This window comes from Xanthomonas hydrangeae (assembly GCF_032697525.1).
Classification (GTDB): domain Bacteria; phylum Pseudomonadota; class Gammaproteobacteria; order Xanthomonadales; family Xanthomonadaceae; genus Xanthomonas; species Xanthomonas hydrangeae.
On sequence record NZ_CP103836.1, the window covers coordinates 4,376,025 to 4,390,777 of the forward strand.

Sequence of the window (14,753 nt, forward strand, 5' to 3'; positions counted from 1 at the left end):
GCAAGGCGCACCGATCGCGACAACGCCGGCACTGCTCGGCGCTTTGGCGTTTTCCGAATCCCCAATCCCGACTCCCCAATCCCGGCTATCTTGTACAACCCACATCGCCTAGCTAGCCTGCCGCCATGACAACGTCTCCTGTGAAAGTTCTGATCCACGGCGCCTCCGGGCGGATGGGCAAGGCACTGCTGCGCTTGGCCGCCGAAGACGAGGGCTTGCACGTCGTCGGCGCGGTGGTGGGACGTTCGCCGTCGCAACGCGTGGTGGACGGCGTGCCGTACTTTGCCGCCAGCGAACTCGGCGGCGCGCCGGCCTTCGATGTGGCAATCGACTTCAGCCTGCCGCAAGGCTTCGCACCGATCCTGGCCTTGTGTGCGCAACGCGGTAAAGCGCTGGTGTCCGGCACCACCGGGCTGGATGAAGCGCAGCGTGCCGCGTTGCTCGACGCTGCGGGCAGGATCCCATTGGTGTGGGCGTCCAACTTCAGTCTGGGTGTCGCGGTGCTCACCGAGCTGGTGGAGCGTGCCGCCGGCAGCCTGCCGGGTTGGGATTGCGACATCGTCGAGGCGCATCACGTGCACAAGCAGGACGCGCCATCCGGCACCGCACTGACACTGGGCGAAGCGGCCACCGGTAGTGGCGCGCAGCCGCGCTTTGCCAGCCTGCGCGCCGGCGATATCGTCGGCGAGCACACGGTGCAATTCACCGGGCTGGGCGAGCGGGTGGAACTGATTCACCGCGCCAGCAACCGCGACATCTTCGCGCGTGGTGCGCTGCATGCGGCCAAACGGCTGATCGGCAAGCCGGCCGGCAGCTATCGGGTGCGCGACCTGGTGCTGTAACCCGGCGCGCAACCGCGCATGAATGGCGAGCTGCTCTAGCAGCGCATTCACCTTGCTGTTGCGATGGCACTGCGGCATCGCGTGCTCTTCAGGCTGGCATGCCGGGGCACTTGCCTTTACAATTCTCGCTTGCCCGAACCAGCGTCGGACCGGTCCTCAGCACCGCGTCCGCGCTTTGCTGCAACCGGAATTTGGCCGGAAGCGCATCGGAGTCCCAGGCAGCCAGAGCGAGACCCCACGTGACCCAACCCGCAATCCTTGTCCTCGAAGACGGCACCGTGTTCGAGGGCGAATCCGTAGGCGCCAACGGGCTTTCCGTCGGCGAAGTGGTGTTCAACACCGCCATGACCGGCTATCAGGAAGTCCTGACCGATCCGTCCTATGCCCGCCAGATGGTCACGCTGACCTATCCGCATATCGGCAATACCGGTTTCACCGATCAGGACGACGAGGCCACAAAGATCTGGGCTGCCGGTCTGATCGTGCGCGATGTGCCGCGTCGTCCCAGCAGCTGGCGTAGCGAAGTGGCTTTGCCGGAATGGCTGCAGGCCCGCGGTGTGGTGGCCATTTCCGGCATCGACACCCGCAAGCTGACCCGTCTGCTGCGGCAGAAGGGCGCCCAGAACGGAGCGCTGATGGCCGGCGAGATCGACGTCGAAAAGGCGCTGGAAGCGGCGCGCAATTTCCCCGGTCTGAAGGGCATGGACCTGGCCAAGGTGGTTTCCACCGAGACCAGCTACAACTGGCAGGAAGGCTCGCTGGATCTGAACTCCGACACCTTCGTGCGGGCCGAGCTGAAGCACAAGGTCGTAGCCTATGACTACGGCGTCAAGCTCAACATCCTGCGCATGCTGGCCGATCGTGGTTGCGACGTCACCGTGGTGCCGGCACGCACGCCGGTGGCCGAGGTGCTGGCGATGAATCCGGACGGCGTATTCCTGTCCAACGGCCCGGGCGATCCGGAGCCGTGCGATTACGCCATCAGCGCGATCCAGGAATTGATTGCCCAAAAAGTGCCGACCTTCGGCATCTGTCTGGGCCATCAGCTGCTGGCGCTGGCCGCCGGCGCCAGCACGGTCAAGATGGCCACCGGCCACCACGGCGCCAATCACCCGGTGCAGGATCTGGATGGCGGGCGAGTGATGATCACCTCGCAGAACCATGGCTTTGCGGTCGACGAAAGCACGTTGCCGGCCAATGTGCGGGTGACCCATCGTTCGCTGTTCGATGGCACCAACCAGGGCATCGCACTGACCGACGCCCCGGCGTTCTCGTTCCAGGGCCACCCGGAAGCTTCACCCGGCCCGCGCGATGTGGGGCCGTTGTTCGATCGGTTCGTGGAGTTGATGGCCGAGGATGCCGAGCACGCATGAGCGCTCGATTGATGGGTGTGCTGATTCTGCTGGTGGGCGCAGTCGTGGCCTATTGGGGCATCTGGATGCCGCTGGAGCAGGCGCGGGACGGTGCCGAGTCGATCACGCTGCACGGCGGCATGAAGCTGGCCTTGCTGGTGCCGATGTGTGTCGTTTTCGGCATCGGCTATGTGCTTGGAGGAGGATCCTTTCACCATCGCATGCAGAACACCGACCCGGACAAGGCGCGTCGCTGGGGCAAGACCTCCGGGACCGGCTGGCTGTTGCTCCTGGTCAGCTTCGCCGCCGCGTTCGCGCTGCATCAGTGGATGCAGAACACCCTGCGCGCCCTGGGCTATGGATACGCCGGATGAACCCGGCTTTCGGCTCCGTGGAGTCGATGCAACATCATGCCGCGTCGCGATGCGATCGCCGCGGCCACTCTTCCGCACTTGCGGCTCGCCGCAAGTCCTTAATCGAGTAAAGAAATGCCAAAGCGCACCGACCTAAAAACCATCCTGATCATCGGCGCCGGCCCGATCGTCATCGGCCAGGCCTGCGAGTTCGACTACTCCGGCGCGCAGGCGTGCAAGGCGTTGCGCGACGAGGGCTATCGCGTGGTGCTGGTCAACAGCAATCCGGCCACGATCATGACCGACCCGGACATGGCCGATGCGGTCTACATCGAGCCGATCAACTGGCAGACGGTCGAGAAGATCATCGCCAAGGAACAGCCCGACGCCCTGCTGCCCACCATGGGCGGGCAGACCGCGCTGAACTGCGCGCTGGACCTGGCCGACCACGGCGTGCTGGAGAAGTACAACGTCGAGCTGATCGGCGCCAAGCGCGAAGCCATCCGCATGGCCGAAGACCGCGAGCTGTTCCGCGTGGCGATGGGCGAGATCGGCCTGGATTGTCCCCGGGCCGAAGTGGCGCACACGCTGGAAGAAGCGCTGGATATCCAGACCCGCGTCGGCTACCCGACCATCATCCGCCCCAGCTTCACGCTGGGCGGCAGCGGTGGCGGCATCGCCTACAACCGCGAAGAGCTGATCGAGATCGTCGGCCGTGGCCTGGAACTGTCGCCGACCACCGAAGTGCTGGTGGAAGAGTCGGTGCTGGGCTGGAAGGAGTTCGAGATGGAAGTGGTCCGCGACACCGCGGACAACTGCATCATCGTCTGCGCGATCGAAAACCTCGACCCGATGGGCGTGCACACTGGCGACTCGATCACCGTGGCGCCGGCGCAGACGCTCACCGACAAGGAATATCAGCGTCTGCGCGATGCCTCGATCGCGGTGCTGCGCAAGATCGGTGTGGATACCGGCGGCTCCAACGTGCAGTTCGGCATCAGCCCGACCAACGGCCGTGTGGTGGTGATCGAGATGAATCCGCGCGTGTCGCGTTCCTCGGCGCTGGCGTCCAAGGCCACCGGCTTCCCGATCGCCAAGGTCGCCGCCAAGCTGGCGGTGGGCTATACGCTGGACGAATTGAAGAACGAGATCACCGGCGGCCTGACCCCGGCTTCGTTCGAGCCGTCGATCGACTACGTGGTCACCAAGATTCCGCGCTTTGCCTTCGAGAAATTCCCGCAGGCCGATGCGCGCCTGACCACCCAGATGAAGTCGGTGGGCGAGGTGATGGCGATGGGCCGCACCTTCCAGGAATCGCTGCAGAAAGCGCTGCGTGGCCTGGAAACCGGCAAGATCGGGCTGGACCCGACCGGCCTGGATCTGAGCAGCGAAGACGATATCGCCGCGCTCAAGCGCGAGCTCAAGGCGCCGGGCCCGGAGCGTTTGTTCTATGTGGCCGATGCGTTCCGCGCCGGTATGAGCGTGGCCGATATCTATGCGTTGTCGTTTATCGATCCGTGGTTCCTGGACCAGATCGAAGAACTGATCAGCCATGAGCAGCAGCTCGCCGACGACGGTATGGCCTCGCTGGACGCCGCGCGCCTGCGCACGCTCAAGCGTGCCGGTTTCTCCGATGCGCGCCTGGCCGAGCTGACCGGCACCAACGAGGAATCGGTGCGCACGCTGCGTCGCGCGCTGAAGGTTCGCCCGGTCTACAAGCGCGTGGATTCGTGCGCGGCCGAATTCGCCACCAGCACCGCGTACCTGTATTCGACCTACGAGGACGAGTGCGAAGCGCTGCCGACCGATCGCGACAAGATCATGATCCTGGGCGGTGGCCCCAACCGCATCGGCCAGGGCATCGAGTTCGACTACTGCTGCGTGCACGCAGCGCTGGCGCTGCGCGATGACGGCTTTGAAACCATCATGGTCAACTGCAACCCGGAGACCGTGTCCACCGACTACGACACCTCCGACCGTCTGTACTTCGAGCCGCTGACGCTGGAAGACGTGCTGGAAATCGTCGAGCTGGAAAAACCCAAGGGCGTGATCGTGCAATACGGCGGCCAGACCCCGCTGAAGCTGGCGCGCGCGCTGGAAGCCAACGGCGTGCCGGTGATCGGCACCTCGCCCGATTCGATCGATCTGGCCGAAGACCGCGAGCGTTTCCAGCAGCTGGTCGACAAGCTGGGCCTGAAGCAGCCGCCGAACCGCATCGCGCGCAATGCCGAAGAAGCCTTGGTGCTGGCGCGCGAGATCGGCTACCCGCTGGTGGTGCGCCCGAGCTATGTGCTGGGCGGTCGCGCGATGGAGATTGTTTACGGCGAATCCGACCTGGCGCGCTATGTGCGTGACGCGGTCAAGGTCTCCAACGATTCGCCGGTGCTGCTGGACCGCTTCCTGGATAACGCGGTGGAAGTGGACGTGGACATCATTGCCGACAAGGACGGCAACGTGCTGATCGGCGGGCTGATGGAACACATCGAAGAGGCCGGCGTGCATTCGGGCGACTCGTCCTGCTCGCTGCCGCCGTACTCGCTCTCGCCCAAGACCCAGGCCGAGCTACGCCGTCAGGTCGTCATGCTGGCCGAAGGCTTGAACGTGGTCGGGCTGATGAACACGCAGTTCGCGGTGCAGGTCGATGAGGCCGGCGACGATGTGGTGTTCCTGCTGGAAGTGAACCCGCGCGCCTCGCGCACCGTGCCGTTCGTGTCCAAGGCCACCGGCATGCCGCTGGCCAAGATCGCCGCACGCTGCATGGCCGGCAAGACGCTGGCCGAGCAGGGCGCCACCAAGGAAATCGTGCCGGATTACTACTCGGTGAAGGAAGCGATCTTCCCGTTCGCCAAGTTCCAGGGCGTGGACCCGATCCTCGGGCCGGAGATGCGCTCCACCGGTGAGGTGATGGGGGTGGGCCGCAGCTTCAGCGCCGCGTTCGCGCGCGCGCAGGAAGCCGGCGGCATCAAGGCGCCGCCGGTGGGCAAGGCGTTCGTGTCGGTACGCGACCCGGACAAGCAGCGCGTGTTGCCGGTGGCGCAGGCGCTGGTGGAGCGTGGCTATACGTTGGTCGCCACACGTGGCACCGGCGCCTGGCTGCAGCAGAACGGGTTGAGCTGCGAAATCGTCAACAAGGTCGCCGAAGGGCGCCCGCATATCGTCGATTCGATCAAGAACGGCGAGATCGTGTACATCGTCAACACCACCGAAGGGCGCGCCGCCATCTCCGATTCGTTCTCGATCCGGCGTGAAGCGTTGCAGCATCGCGTGACCTATTCGACCACTGTCGCCGGCGCCAAGGCGCTGGTGCATTCGCTGGAATTCCGCGGCACCGGCCCTGTGTGGTCGCTGCAGGAACTGCACAAGGAGCTGCAAGCATGAGAGCACCCATGACCGCGAAGGGCGCCCAGCGTCTGCGCGAAGAACTCGATCAGCTGAAGTCGGTCAAGCGCCCGGCGGTGATCAGTGCGATCGCCGAAGCGCGTGCGCACGGCGATCTGAAGGAAAATGCCGAATACCACGCCGCGCGCGAGCAGCAGAGCTTTATCGAAGGCCGCATCAAGCAGCTGGAAGGCGAGCTCTCGCATGCGGAGATCATCGACATCACCAAGCTGTCGGCCGGCAACAAGATCGTGTTCGGCGCCACGGTGACGCTGGCCGACACCGAGACCGACGAAGAGAAGCGCTACCAGATCGTTGGCGATCTGGAAGCGGACATCAAGCTGGGCATGATCGCGATTTCCTCGCCGCTGGCGCGTGCGTTGATCGGCAAGCTGGAAGGCGACTCGGTCACCATCGATGCGCCGGCCGGCCAGCGCGAGTACGAAGTCGTCAGCGTTGCGTATCTCGATTGATTGCCTGCACTGATCGACTCGGCTTGATCGACGCCACCGACCAATGACGACCGCCACGCTGCTGCTGCCGGAAACACGCCGTCTGCCCGGTGCGTTGGGCGACACGGCGGTGGCGCGTGCGCTTGCGCGCGCCGACCAGCACACTGCGGAAGCAGGCGAAGTGGCGCAGTTGCAACGCCACTTCACGCTGACGCCTGCGCAGTGGCCGGTGGCAGCGCTGACCCGTCAGCTCGATGCCGGCGATGCCGCCGGCGCGACCTGGGTGCGTGCCGATCCGGCCTATGTGGTGCCGGACATGCAGGGCGCGCGGTTGATGGGGTATGGCGAAGCGCTCGGTCCCACTGCAGAAGACCTGGCGGTGTTGTTGCCCGTCCTCAAGCCGATGTTCGGCGATGCCGGCTTCCTGCTGGATGCGCCGACGCCCTCGCGCTGGTATCTGCGCTTGTCGCCGGACGCCACGCTGCCGGAATTCGCGCCGCCGGATCTGGCGATCGGCGACGACTTGTTCGAGCATCTTCCCGCCGGCGATGTCGGCCGGCGCTGGCGCGCGTTGTTGACCGAGGCGCAGGTGCTGCTGCATCAACATCCCTGGAACGAGGGCCGCGTGGCCAGCGGCAAACCGGCGATCAATTCGCTGTGGTTCTGGGGCGGCGGCGTGCTGCCGCATGCGGTGAGTTCTCCGCATCGGCAAGTGCGCAGCCGCGAGTCGCTGCTGCGTGCGCTGGCGCTGGCGGCCGGCGCCGATGCGCAGGGCGAACAACGCGTGGATGCCTTGGTGGATCTGCGTCATCTGCGGTCGCTGCAGCAATTCAGCGACGACGCGGTGGCCCCGTTGTTGGCGGCGATGGCGCGTGGCGAGCTGGATCGGCTGGTGCTGGATTTCCAGGACGGGCAAACCATTTCGCTGACGCACGCGCAACGCTGGCGTTTCTGGCGCAAGCCGCGCTTACAGCTGGCGCAATGACGTCCACTCCGCAGATCGTCCGGCGCCCACCCGGGCAGGCCGGCAGTTGGCCCGATGCCATGTTGCCGCTGTTGCGCCGTATCTATGCCGCGCGTGGCGTCACCGATACGCACGGCGCGCATCCGCGGTTGGGGCAATTGCTGTCGCCGGAGTTGCTGCACAACAGCGGCGCTGCCGCCGAGCTGCTGGCCGATGCGATCGCACACCAGCGCCGCATTCTGGTGGTGGGCGATTTCGATTGCGATGGCGCCACCGCCTGCGCGGTTGGCGTGCGTGGCTTGCGCATGCTCGGCGCGCTGGATGTGCATCACGCAGTGCCCAATCGCATGGTGCACGGCTATGGCCTGTCGCCTGCGCTGGTGGACGAACTGGCCGCGTTGCAGCCGGATCTGCTGGTCACCGTCGATCATGGCATCGCCTGTCATGCCGGTGTGGCCGCCGCGAAGGCGCGCGGCTGGACCGTGCTGGTCACCGATCATCACTTGCCCGGCGAGGTGTTGCCGCCGGCCGATGCGATCGTGGATCCGAATCTGGCCAACGACACCTTCCCGAGCAAGTCGTTGGCCGGCGTCGGGGTGATCTTCTATGTGCTGCTTGCGCTGCGCAGTGTGCTGCGCGCGCGCGGCGCATTTGCCGAGCGCGCCGAACCGGATCTGTCGGTGTTGCTGGATCTGGTTGCCGTCGGCACGGTCGCCGATCTGGTGCCGCTGGATACCAACAACCGCGCGCTGGTGTCGGCCGGGTTGCGCCGCCTGCGCGAGGGCAGGGGCTGTATCGGACTGCGCGCCCTGATCGATGCCAGCGGTCGCGATGTGGCACGCCTGAGCGCCAGCGACATCGGATTCGCGCTCGCCCCGCGTCTGAATGCCGCGGGCCGGCTCGAAGACATGGCCTTGGGCATCGAGCTATTGCTCAGCGAAGACTGGAGCCGCGCACGCGAGATCGCCGGCACCCTGGAGGAGATCAACGCCGAGCGCCGCGCGGTGCAGCAGTTGATGACCGACGACGCCGAGCAAGCCGTCACCAAGGTGGTGCTGGATGCCGATGGCGAATTGCCGATCGCGGCGTGCCTGTTCGATGCCGAGTGGCATCCCGGCGTCATTGGATTGGTCGCTTCCAAACTCAAGGACCGCCTGCATCGCCCGGTGATCGCGCTGGCGCCGGCCGAGCCGGGCAGCAGCCTGTTGCGCGGCTCGGCGCGATCAATTCCCGGCCTGCATATCCGCGATGTGCTGGCGGCGGTGGATGCGCGCCACCCGGGCCTGATCCAGAAGTTCGGCGGGCATGCGATGGCCGCCGGGTTGAGCATGGATCACGCCGCGCTGGCCACGTTTGAACAGGCATTCCGGTCGCAAGTGCAATCGATGGTGGATGCCTCGCTGCTGCACGCCGAACTGCACAGCGATGGCGAACTGGCCGCGCACGAACTCGATCACCTGCATGCCGAAGCGTTGCGCGTGGCCGGGCCGTGGGGGCAGGGCTTTCCCGAGCCGCTGTTCGATGGTCAGTTCGAAGTGCTGCAGTGCCGCGTGCTCAAGGAGCGCCATCTCAAGTTGACGCTGCGTTGCCCCGGCCGCGCCGAACCGCTCAATGCGATCCACTTCAACGGCTGGCGCGGTAGTGAGCCGGGTCGGATGGTGCGGCTGGCCTACCGCCTGGTCAGCGACGATTATCGCGGCGGCACGGCGGTGCAGTTGATCGTCGAGCATTGCGAGCCGGCGGCAACAGTCACTGGCTGATCTGGGGGCTCGGCGTGCTCGCTATGTCTTGCTGGCCAACCCTGGCGTCAAGGGTCCCGCAATTGGCAAAGACCCTGCGCCAGGGGGGTGGTCGGTGGTCGGGTCAAACCTGCTATCGACAGGTCTGCCTTTGTAGGCTGCACCTGGCGTCATCTGGATCGTTCCAAGCCGTGTTAATCGAGGGCGCGGTGTCCTCATCGCTCGCGGGTACGCCGTGAATCCGTCCATGGAGGGGGCTGAGGGTAGGGTTCTCCAAGCGCGCGGCTGTCAGTCGCTGGCTTAGATAGGGGGGCGGCAGCGCGGCCGGGGATCGGCTCCTCGGCTCGGTCAGACATCCTGTCTGACTCGCCGCCGCGGCACATCCTGAGTGCCGCTCTCCGCCACTCCCCGGCCACGCTGCCGCCTCGGCTTGTCGTTTCCATGACCTGGTCAAGACACGACAATTCGTCATCTTGTTTTGCAGTGACCTACGCGATTCGCGATGACAAGTCTGTCGGTGCTTTCTTGAAGGCCTGTGTTGTTCGGCGTGTGCCGGGAAGCTGACCGGACGCGCCGTGATCCGAGAAGCACGCGTCATGCTCTGCTAGCAACCACGCACACCGACCATCTTCGATGGTCCTTGCCCGCCCACCGTCGCGGGACCTTACGCGGCATGGATGCCGCGTAAGAGCCTACAGGGACGTACTTGCGGCGTGTCCTGCGATGGTGGGCGGGCAAGGACCCTGCAGCCAAGTCGCGGATCAGCCGCTCTGCAAGGGACGGCGTACTCACAGGTGGCATGTGCGCGGTGGTGTGTGCCGCAAGTGGCGCACGCCTGACAGCCGCGAAATCGTGTCGCTCGCCGCGTCAAAGCGGCTTGCAAGACAGTGCAAGCGCACACGCGCACTGTCCTCGCTTCGATCAAGGTGACTTCTTGACCTCGGTCACCAACGTCGGCAACTCCCACGCGCCGCCCGCGGCCGCCAGCCGGCACAGGCCGGAGGTGGATTTGGAGGTCGGCACAAACCGGCGGCCGTCCCAGGTCCAGCTGGCCTGGCTGTAGCAATCGCCCAGACCGCGTCCCTTGTGCGAAGCGAGGATGGTCGAACCATCCAGATCGCTGGCCTGGGTGGTGATCAAGGTGGGCGCGAACGGCGCGCGCGCATTGATGACCCAATAGCCAGTGCCGACGTTGTAGGCGCCCATCCAGCAGTCGGTCGACACCAGCAATTTGTCGCTGCTGAGCCGGGTGATCGTCAGCGGTTCCGATGCAGTGCTTGCGTCCAGTCCCTTGCATTCGTCGTTGGCCGGCAAGCTGGCACGCAGCGCCTGATAGAGCGCCGGCAGTTTGCCCAGGCGCGCATCGGCCGCTTGCGGCGCGGCGAGTTTGGCTTCACGTATCTGCGGTACCGGCACGGCCGGCAGCACGGAGGTTTCGTCGCGATCGCCCTTGCGCACCAGCGCACCACGCGTGCCCAACCGGCCCTGGAATTCGTCCATCTTCAGCAGCACCGCCGCCGCGCCGCGATCGGACAGCTGCCAGCGGCGACCATCGTTGCCGACCGCCACGATCGTGCTGCTGCGGGTCAGCGCGGCCAGCAGTGCGGTGACCTGCGCGCTGGTCAGCAGCGCGGTGCCGCTGTCGCGATTGAGCGCCAGCTTGCCCAGATCGCGCTGGTCGATACGCAATGTGAGCGAGGTCGGCATCTTGACCTCGTCGTACTGGCCCAGCATCAACTCGGCCGTCACCGCTTGCCCGGCCCCGGCCTTGCGAGTCAGCAGCACCGACACCGGCGTGCTGTCGCCTTCGTCCCGCTGGTAACCGGCAGCGCGGCAGGTGCGGGTGTTGTCGCAGGCGATGGTCCAGTCTTCATGGTCGAAGGCGATGCCGACCGGGGCCTGGGCAAGGGCGGCGACGGGCGTCAGCAACAAGGCGGCGGCAAGCAGGGTGGGGCGCATGGTGTTCTTCGAAAGAGCGTGTCCGGCGCGCATCTTGCGTTGCTGCCGACAGGCCGTCCAGTGAATCGCAGGCTAAACAGCGCCACACATGCGCAATGCGTTCATGACGGCATCGGCATGACGTCGACCTTGCTCGCCGAACGCTGCGTGCGCCCACGCAATCCGAACAAGGGGCGTAGCCAGCGCACGCGGCCGATCGCATATTCATGCAGTGCCAGACAGCCGATCACGGTGGCGGCAATCACCAGCGCCGGCTCCAGCCAGGCATTCAAGTGCAATGGCATCAGCCAGTAGAGCACCACGATGATCAGGCTCTGATGCAGGATGTACCAGGGAAACACGGCGTCGGTGCAGTACGGCAGCCAGCGGAACGGTCGGTTCAAGCGGTGCCTGGCCCAGCCAAGAATCGTCAGCAGCGCCAGCCAGGTGTAGGCGGCACGTGCGCTGTGTTCGATGGTCTCCCACGGCAGCGCAGCCAGCATCGCGCCAAGTTGCGCGGGCTGCATATGGATGCCGAGATAACGGATTGCCAGTTCGGTGCCGATCGCCAACACCGCAGCGCCCAGGGTGATCCACCGCAGCCGCACTGCCCAAGCCCAGAAGCGCTCGCGACGTGCCAGCAGGTACCCCAGCACAAACAGCGGGAACGATTCGGCATGCACGAACCAGTCGCCGACCAGCGCATGGGTCGGCGGGTGGCGCGGCATCACCCACAGCACGCAGAACGCTTCCCACAGGATCGGCAACAGCAGCAGAGCAGGCACCGCAACCGCTGTCGGCATCTGAGGCAGCGCCGGTAGCCGCAGTAACCGCGACAGCGACACCAACCCCATCAACGCCACGGTGTAGGGCAGCAGGTAGGCCAGATACCACAGATGGTTCCAGGTGATGCCGTGCTCCCAGCCATCGAAACTACCGGCCGGCCACGGCCGCACCTGCCAATAGCGCAACAGGAAGTTGCCCAAGCCCGGGCCGACCTTGCCGTTGCTTACGCCCTGGCAATACGCCTGCACCGCAACCACCACGAACATGCCGAACAGCAACGGCGGCAGCAACCGCCCGCAGCGTTGCAAGGCAAAGCGCCACGGCCTGGCCTGCGGCCGCGCCAGCCCGATCGCGATGCCGGAGATCATGAACAGCAACGGCATCCGCCAGCGATTGAGTACGATCATCGGCCACTGCAACCATTGCGCCGTATGCACGCTCTTGAGGTGGAAATCCCAGCCGGCCACATAGGCCATGCCCACGTGGTAGAGGATTAGTAGTGCGAAGGCGAAGACGCGCAAGGCGTCGATATCGTGGCGGCGCTCGGTCATGGTCGTGTCGGTTGAAGGCGTGCCTGCATCCTCGGCAGATCCGGCCCCATGCAGCTGCGCCAAGGGTGGCAGTGCCGTCCCTGAGTGACCAGTTGCGGTCCTGCAGGGACGAACCGGGGACGGCAGGCGGGCGGTTTGCCTAGAATGCGCGGATGAATTCACCAGCATCCGGGGCCATGCGCTCGGCAACACCGCGACTGCATGGCTGGCGGCGCGTCGCGATGGTCAGCCGTTGCTGCTATGGCAGGTGCTGACCTGGGAGCTGAGTAGTGCGACCGCCTCGTTACTGCTCCTGCCGCTGTTGCTCTGGCTATGCCGGCGCTGGCCGCTGCATGCCGATGTCTGGCGGCGGCGCCTTCCGCTTTATATGGCGGCCGGGCTGGTCTGGTGGTTGCTGCACGTCAGCGGCATGGTGCTGTTGCGCAAGCTGGTCTATCTCGCGGTGGGGGCGCACTACGACTTCGGTGGCTGGCGCTTGCAGTGGGTGTACGAACTCTCCAAGGATCTGCGCACCTTCGCCTTGCTGGTGGCGCTGCAACACACGCTGGCCTGGTATGGGCGGCGTCGGCAGGGCGAGGCGCATCTGCTGGCCGCGCCGGACGAAGGCGCGCCGGTGGAGTCGCTGGATCGCCCGCAACGCTTTCTGGTGCGCAAGCTGGGACGCGACTTCCTGGTCGCCACTGCCGAAATCGAATGGGTCCAGGCGTCGGGCAACTACGTCAATCTGCACGTGCGCAGCCACGACTACCCGCTGCGCAGCACCATGGCCGCGATCGAGGCCAAGCTCGACCCGGCCGTGTTCGTGCGCATCCACCGCAGCTACCTGGTGAAGCTGACACGCGTGCAGGCGATCGAACCGCTGGAATCCGGCGATGCCCGCGTGCACCTGACCGATGCGACGGTACTGCCATGCAGCCGCCGCTATCTGGCTGCGTTGCGGACAGTGGCCGGGCAGGCGCCCGTCGCGCAACGTGCCGAGGCTGCACCGGCTGGCTGAGTGGAGCGGTGGCGATCATATGCAATGCCGCCTGTGTCCGGCCTGGGTCAGTCAGCGCCCCGGCACCTGACCTGTGCGCTGCCCAACTGCCGACTGCACCGACCGGCGCTTCCCGATGCTTGCTGTGCCCGCAGAACGCTGCGACCCGGCATGGCCACCGCCGCGTTCCGCCGCCGCCGCCCGCTTGCTAAACTACCGGGCTTGTTTGCCGGAAGTCCGTCATGATCGAAACCAATCCGATCCGCCAGCGCATCACCGATCTCAACGATCGCGTGCTCTCGCTCAGGGGGTATCTTTGACTACGACGTCAAGAAAGAGCGTTTAGAGGAAGTCACCCGGGAGCTTGAAAACCCCGATGTGTGGAACGATTCCGAGCGCGCACAGGCGTTGGGCCGCGAGCGCTCCATGCTGGAAAAGACCGTCATCGGCATCGCCGACGTGCTGGCCGGCCTGGCCGATGCCGCCGACCTGCTGGAGCTTGCCGAAAGCGAGCAGGACGAAGACACCGCCGTGGCGGTGCTTGCCGACCTGGACAAGTATCAGGTGCACGTCGAGAAGCTGGAATTCCAGCGCATGTTCTCCGGCCAGATGGACGGCGCCAACGCGTTTGTCGACATCCAGGCTGGCGCCGGTGGTACCGAGGCGCAGGACTGGGCCGAAATCCTGTTGCGCATGTATCTGCGCTGGGCCGAGTCGCGTGGCTGGAAGACCGAGTTGATGGAAGTGTCCGGCGGCGAAGTCGCGGGCATCAAATCGGCCACCATCCGCATCGAAGGCGAGTTCGTCTATGGCTGGTTGAAGACCGAAATCGGTGTGCACCGGCTGGTGCGCAAGTCGCCGTTCGATTCGGACAATCGCCGGCATACCAGTTTCACCTCGGTATTCGTGTCGCCGGAAGTGGACGACAACATCGAGATCGACATCAATCCGGCCGATCTGCGCACCGACGTGTATCGCTCCTCCGGCGCCGGCGGTCAGCACGTCAACAAGACCGAATCGGCGGTGCGTATCACGCATATTCCGACCAACACCGTGGTGGCCTGTCAGACCGGCCGCAGCCAGCACCAGAACCGCGACAACGCGATGAAGATGCTGGCCGCCAAGTTGTACGAGCTGGAGGTGCAGAAGCGCAACGTCGAACGCGACGCGCTGGAAGCCACCAAGTCCGACATCGGCTGGGGCAGCCAGATCCGCAACTACGTGCTCGACCAGAGCCGCATCAAGGATCTGCGCACCGGCATCGAGCGCAGCGATACGCAGAAGGTGCTCGACGGCGATCTGGACGAATTCGTCGAGGCCAGCCTCAAGGCCGGTCTGGCGGCAGGCTCCAAACGCCTGGATGCCTGACCTCGCACAGCCTGCGGCCGCAATGCATCCTGATCGTGCAGCGGCTGCAGATTG

General features: G+C 65.5%; 11 protein-coding genes. 9 read left to right on the plus strand and 2 right to left on the minus strand.

Annotation, left to right across the window (positions count from 1 at the left end; all coding sequences use genetic code 11):
• Nucleotides 1–125 precede the first annotated feature (125 nt).
• From dapB to recJ, 7 genes are all read left to right on the plus strand, one after another.
• Complete coding sequence (dapB, locus tag NYR97_RS18650; RefSeq protein ID WP_316695225.1) at nt 126–842, plus strand: 4-hydroxy-tetrahydrodipicolinate reductase; 717 nt, start codon at nt 126–128, stop codon at nt 840–842.
• A gap of 239 nt (nt 843–1,081) precedes the next feature.
• Nucleotides 1,082–2,215, plus strand: a complete 1,134-nt coding sequence (carA, locus tag NYR97_RS18655; RefSeq protein WP_316695226.1) for a glutamine-hydrolyzing carbamoyl-phosphate synthase small subunit — start codon at nt 1,082–1,084, stop codon at nt 2,213–2,215.
• Nucleotides 2,212–2,568: a hypothetical protein gene (locus tag NYR97_RS18660; protein ID WP_316695227.1), complete on the plus strand. Its 357-nt coding sequence runs from the start codon at nt 2,212–2,214 to the stop codon at nt 2,566–2,568. Before carA ends, NYR97_RS18660 begins: the two co-directional genes overlap by 4 nt.
• Before the next feature lie 114 nt (nt 2,569–2,682).
• Nucleotides 2,683–5,925, plus strand: coding sequence for a carbamoyl-phosphate synthase large subunit (carB, locus tag NYR97_RS18665; RefSeq protein WP_316695228.1), 3,243 nt, complete (start codon nt 2,683–2,685; stop codon nt 5,923–5,925).
• Between the two features lie 8 nt (nt 5,926–5,933).
• A complete protein-coding gene (gene greA / locus NYR97_RS18670; RefSeq protein WP_172453391.1) occupies nt 5,934–6,398 on the plus strand; it encodes a transcription elongation factor GreA in 465 nt (154 codons plus the stop codon).
• A gap of 43 nt (nt 6,399–6,441) precedes the next feature.
• Complete coding sequence (locus tag NYR97_RS18675; RefSeq protein ID WP_316695229.1) at nt 6,442–7,362, plus strand: phosphoglycerate mutase; 921 nt, start codon at nt 6,442–6,444, stop codon at nt 7,360–7,362.
• Nucleotides 7,359–9,101 (plus strand): single-stranded-DNA-specific exonuclease RecJ, encoded by a 1,743-nt coding sequence (recJ, locus tag NYR97_RS18680; protein WP_316695230.1) that lies wholly within the window; start codon nt 7,359–7,361, stop codon nt 9,099–9,101. Before NYR97_RS18675 ends, recJ begins: the two co-directional genes overlap by 4 nt.
• A gap of 900 nt (nt 9,102–10,001) precedes the next feature.
• On the opposite strand, the gene NYR97_RS18685 is transcribed toward recJ, so the two are convergent.
• Nucleotides 10,002–11,039 carry a DUF1176 domain-containing protein gene (locus NYR97_RS18685; RefSeq protein WP_316695231.1) on the minus strand — a complete coding sequence of 346 codons (1,038 nt, stop codon included), beginning with the start codon at nt 11,037–11,039 and terminating at the stop codon, nt 10,002–10,004.
• Nucleotides 11,040–11,140: 101 nt separating this feature from the next.
• Nucleotides 11,141–12,355, minus strand: a complete 1,215-nt coding sequence (locus NYR97_RS18690; RefSeq protein WP_316695232.1) for an acyltransferase family protein — start codon at nt 12,353–12,355, stop codon at nt 11,141–11,143.
• Nucleotides 12,356–12,521: 166 nt separating this feature from the next.
• Between NYR97_RS18690 and NYR97_RS18695 the strand changes: the two genes are divergently transcribed.
• Together NYR97_RS18695 and prfB are read left to right on the plus strand one after the other, a co-directional pair.
• Nucleotides 12,522–13,352 (plus strand): LytTR family DNA-binding domain-containing protein, encoded by an 831-nt coding sequence (locus tag NYR97_RS18695; protein WP_316698353.1) that lies wholly within the window; start codon nt 12,522–12,524, stop codon nt 13,350–13,352.
• A 221-nt stretch (nt 13,353–13,573) separates the two neighbouring features.
• Nucleotides 13,574–14,699 (plus strand): peptide chain release factor 2 gene (gene prfB / locus NYR97_RS18700; protein ID WP_104591659.1). Its coding sequence is split into 2 segments (ribosomal slippage): nt 13,574–13,648 and nt 13,650–14,699, totalling 1,125 coding nucleotides; the frame shifts between segments, so codons are not numbered across the junction.
• The last annotated feature ends 54 nt before the right edge of the window (nt 14,700–14,753 follow it).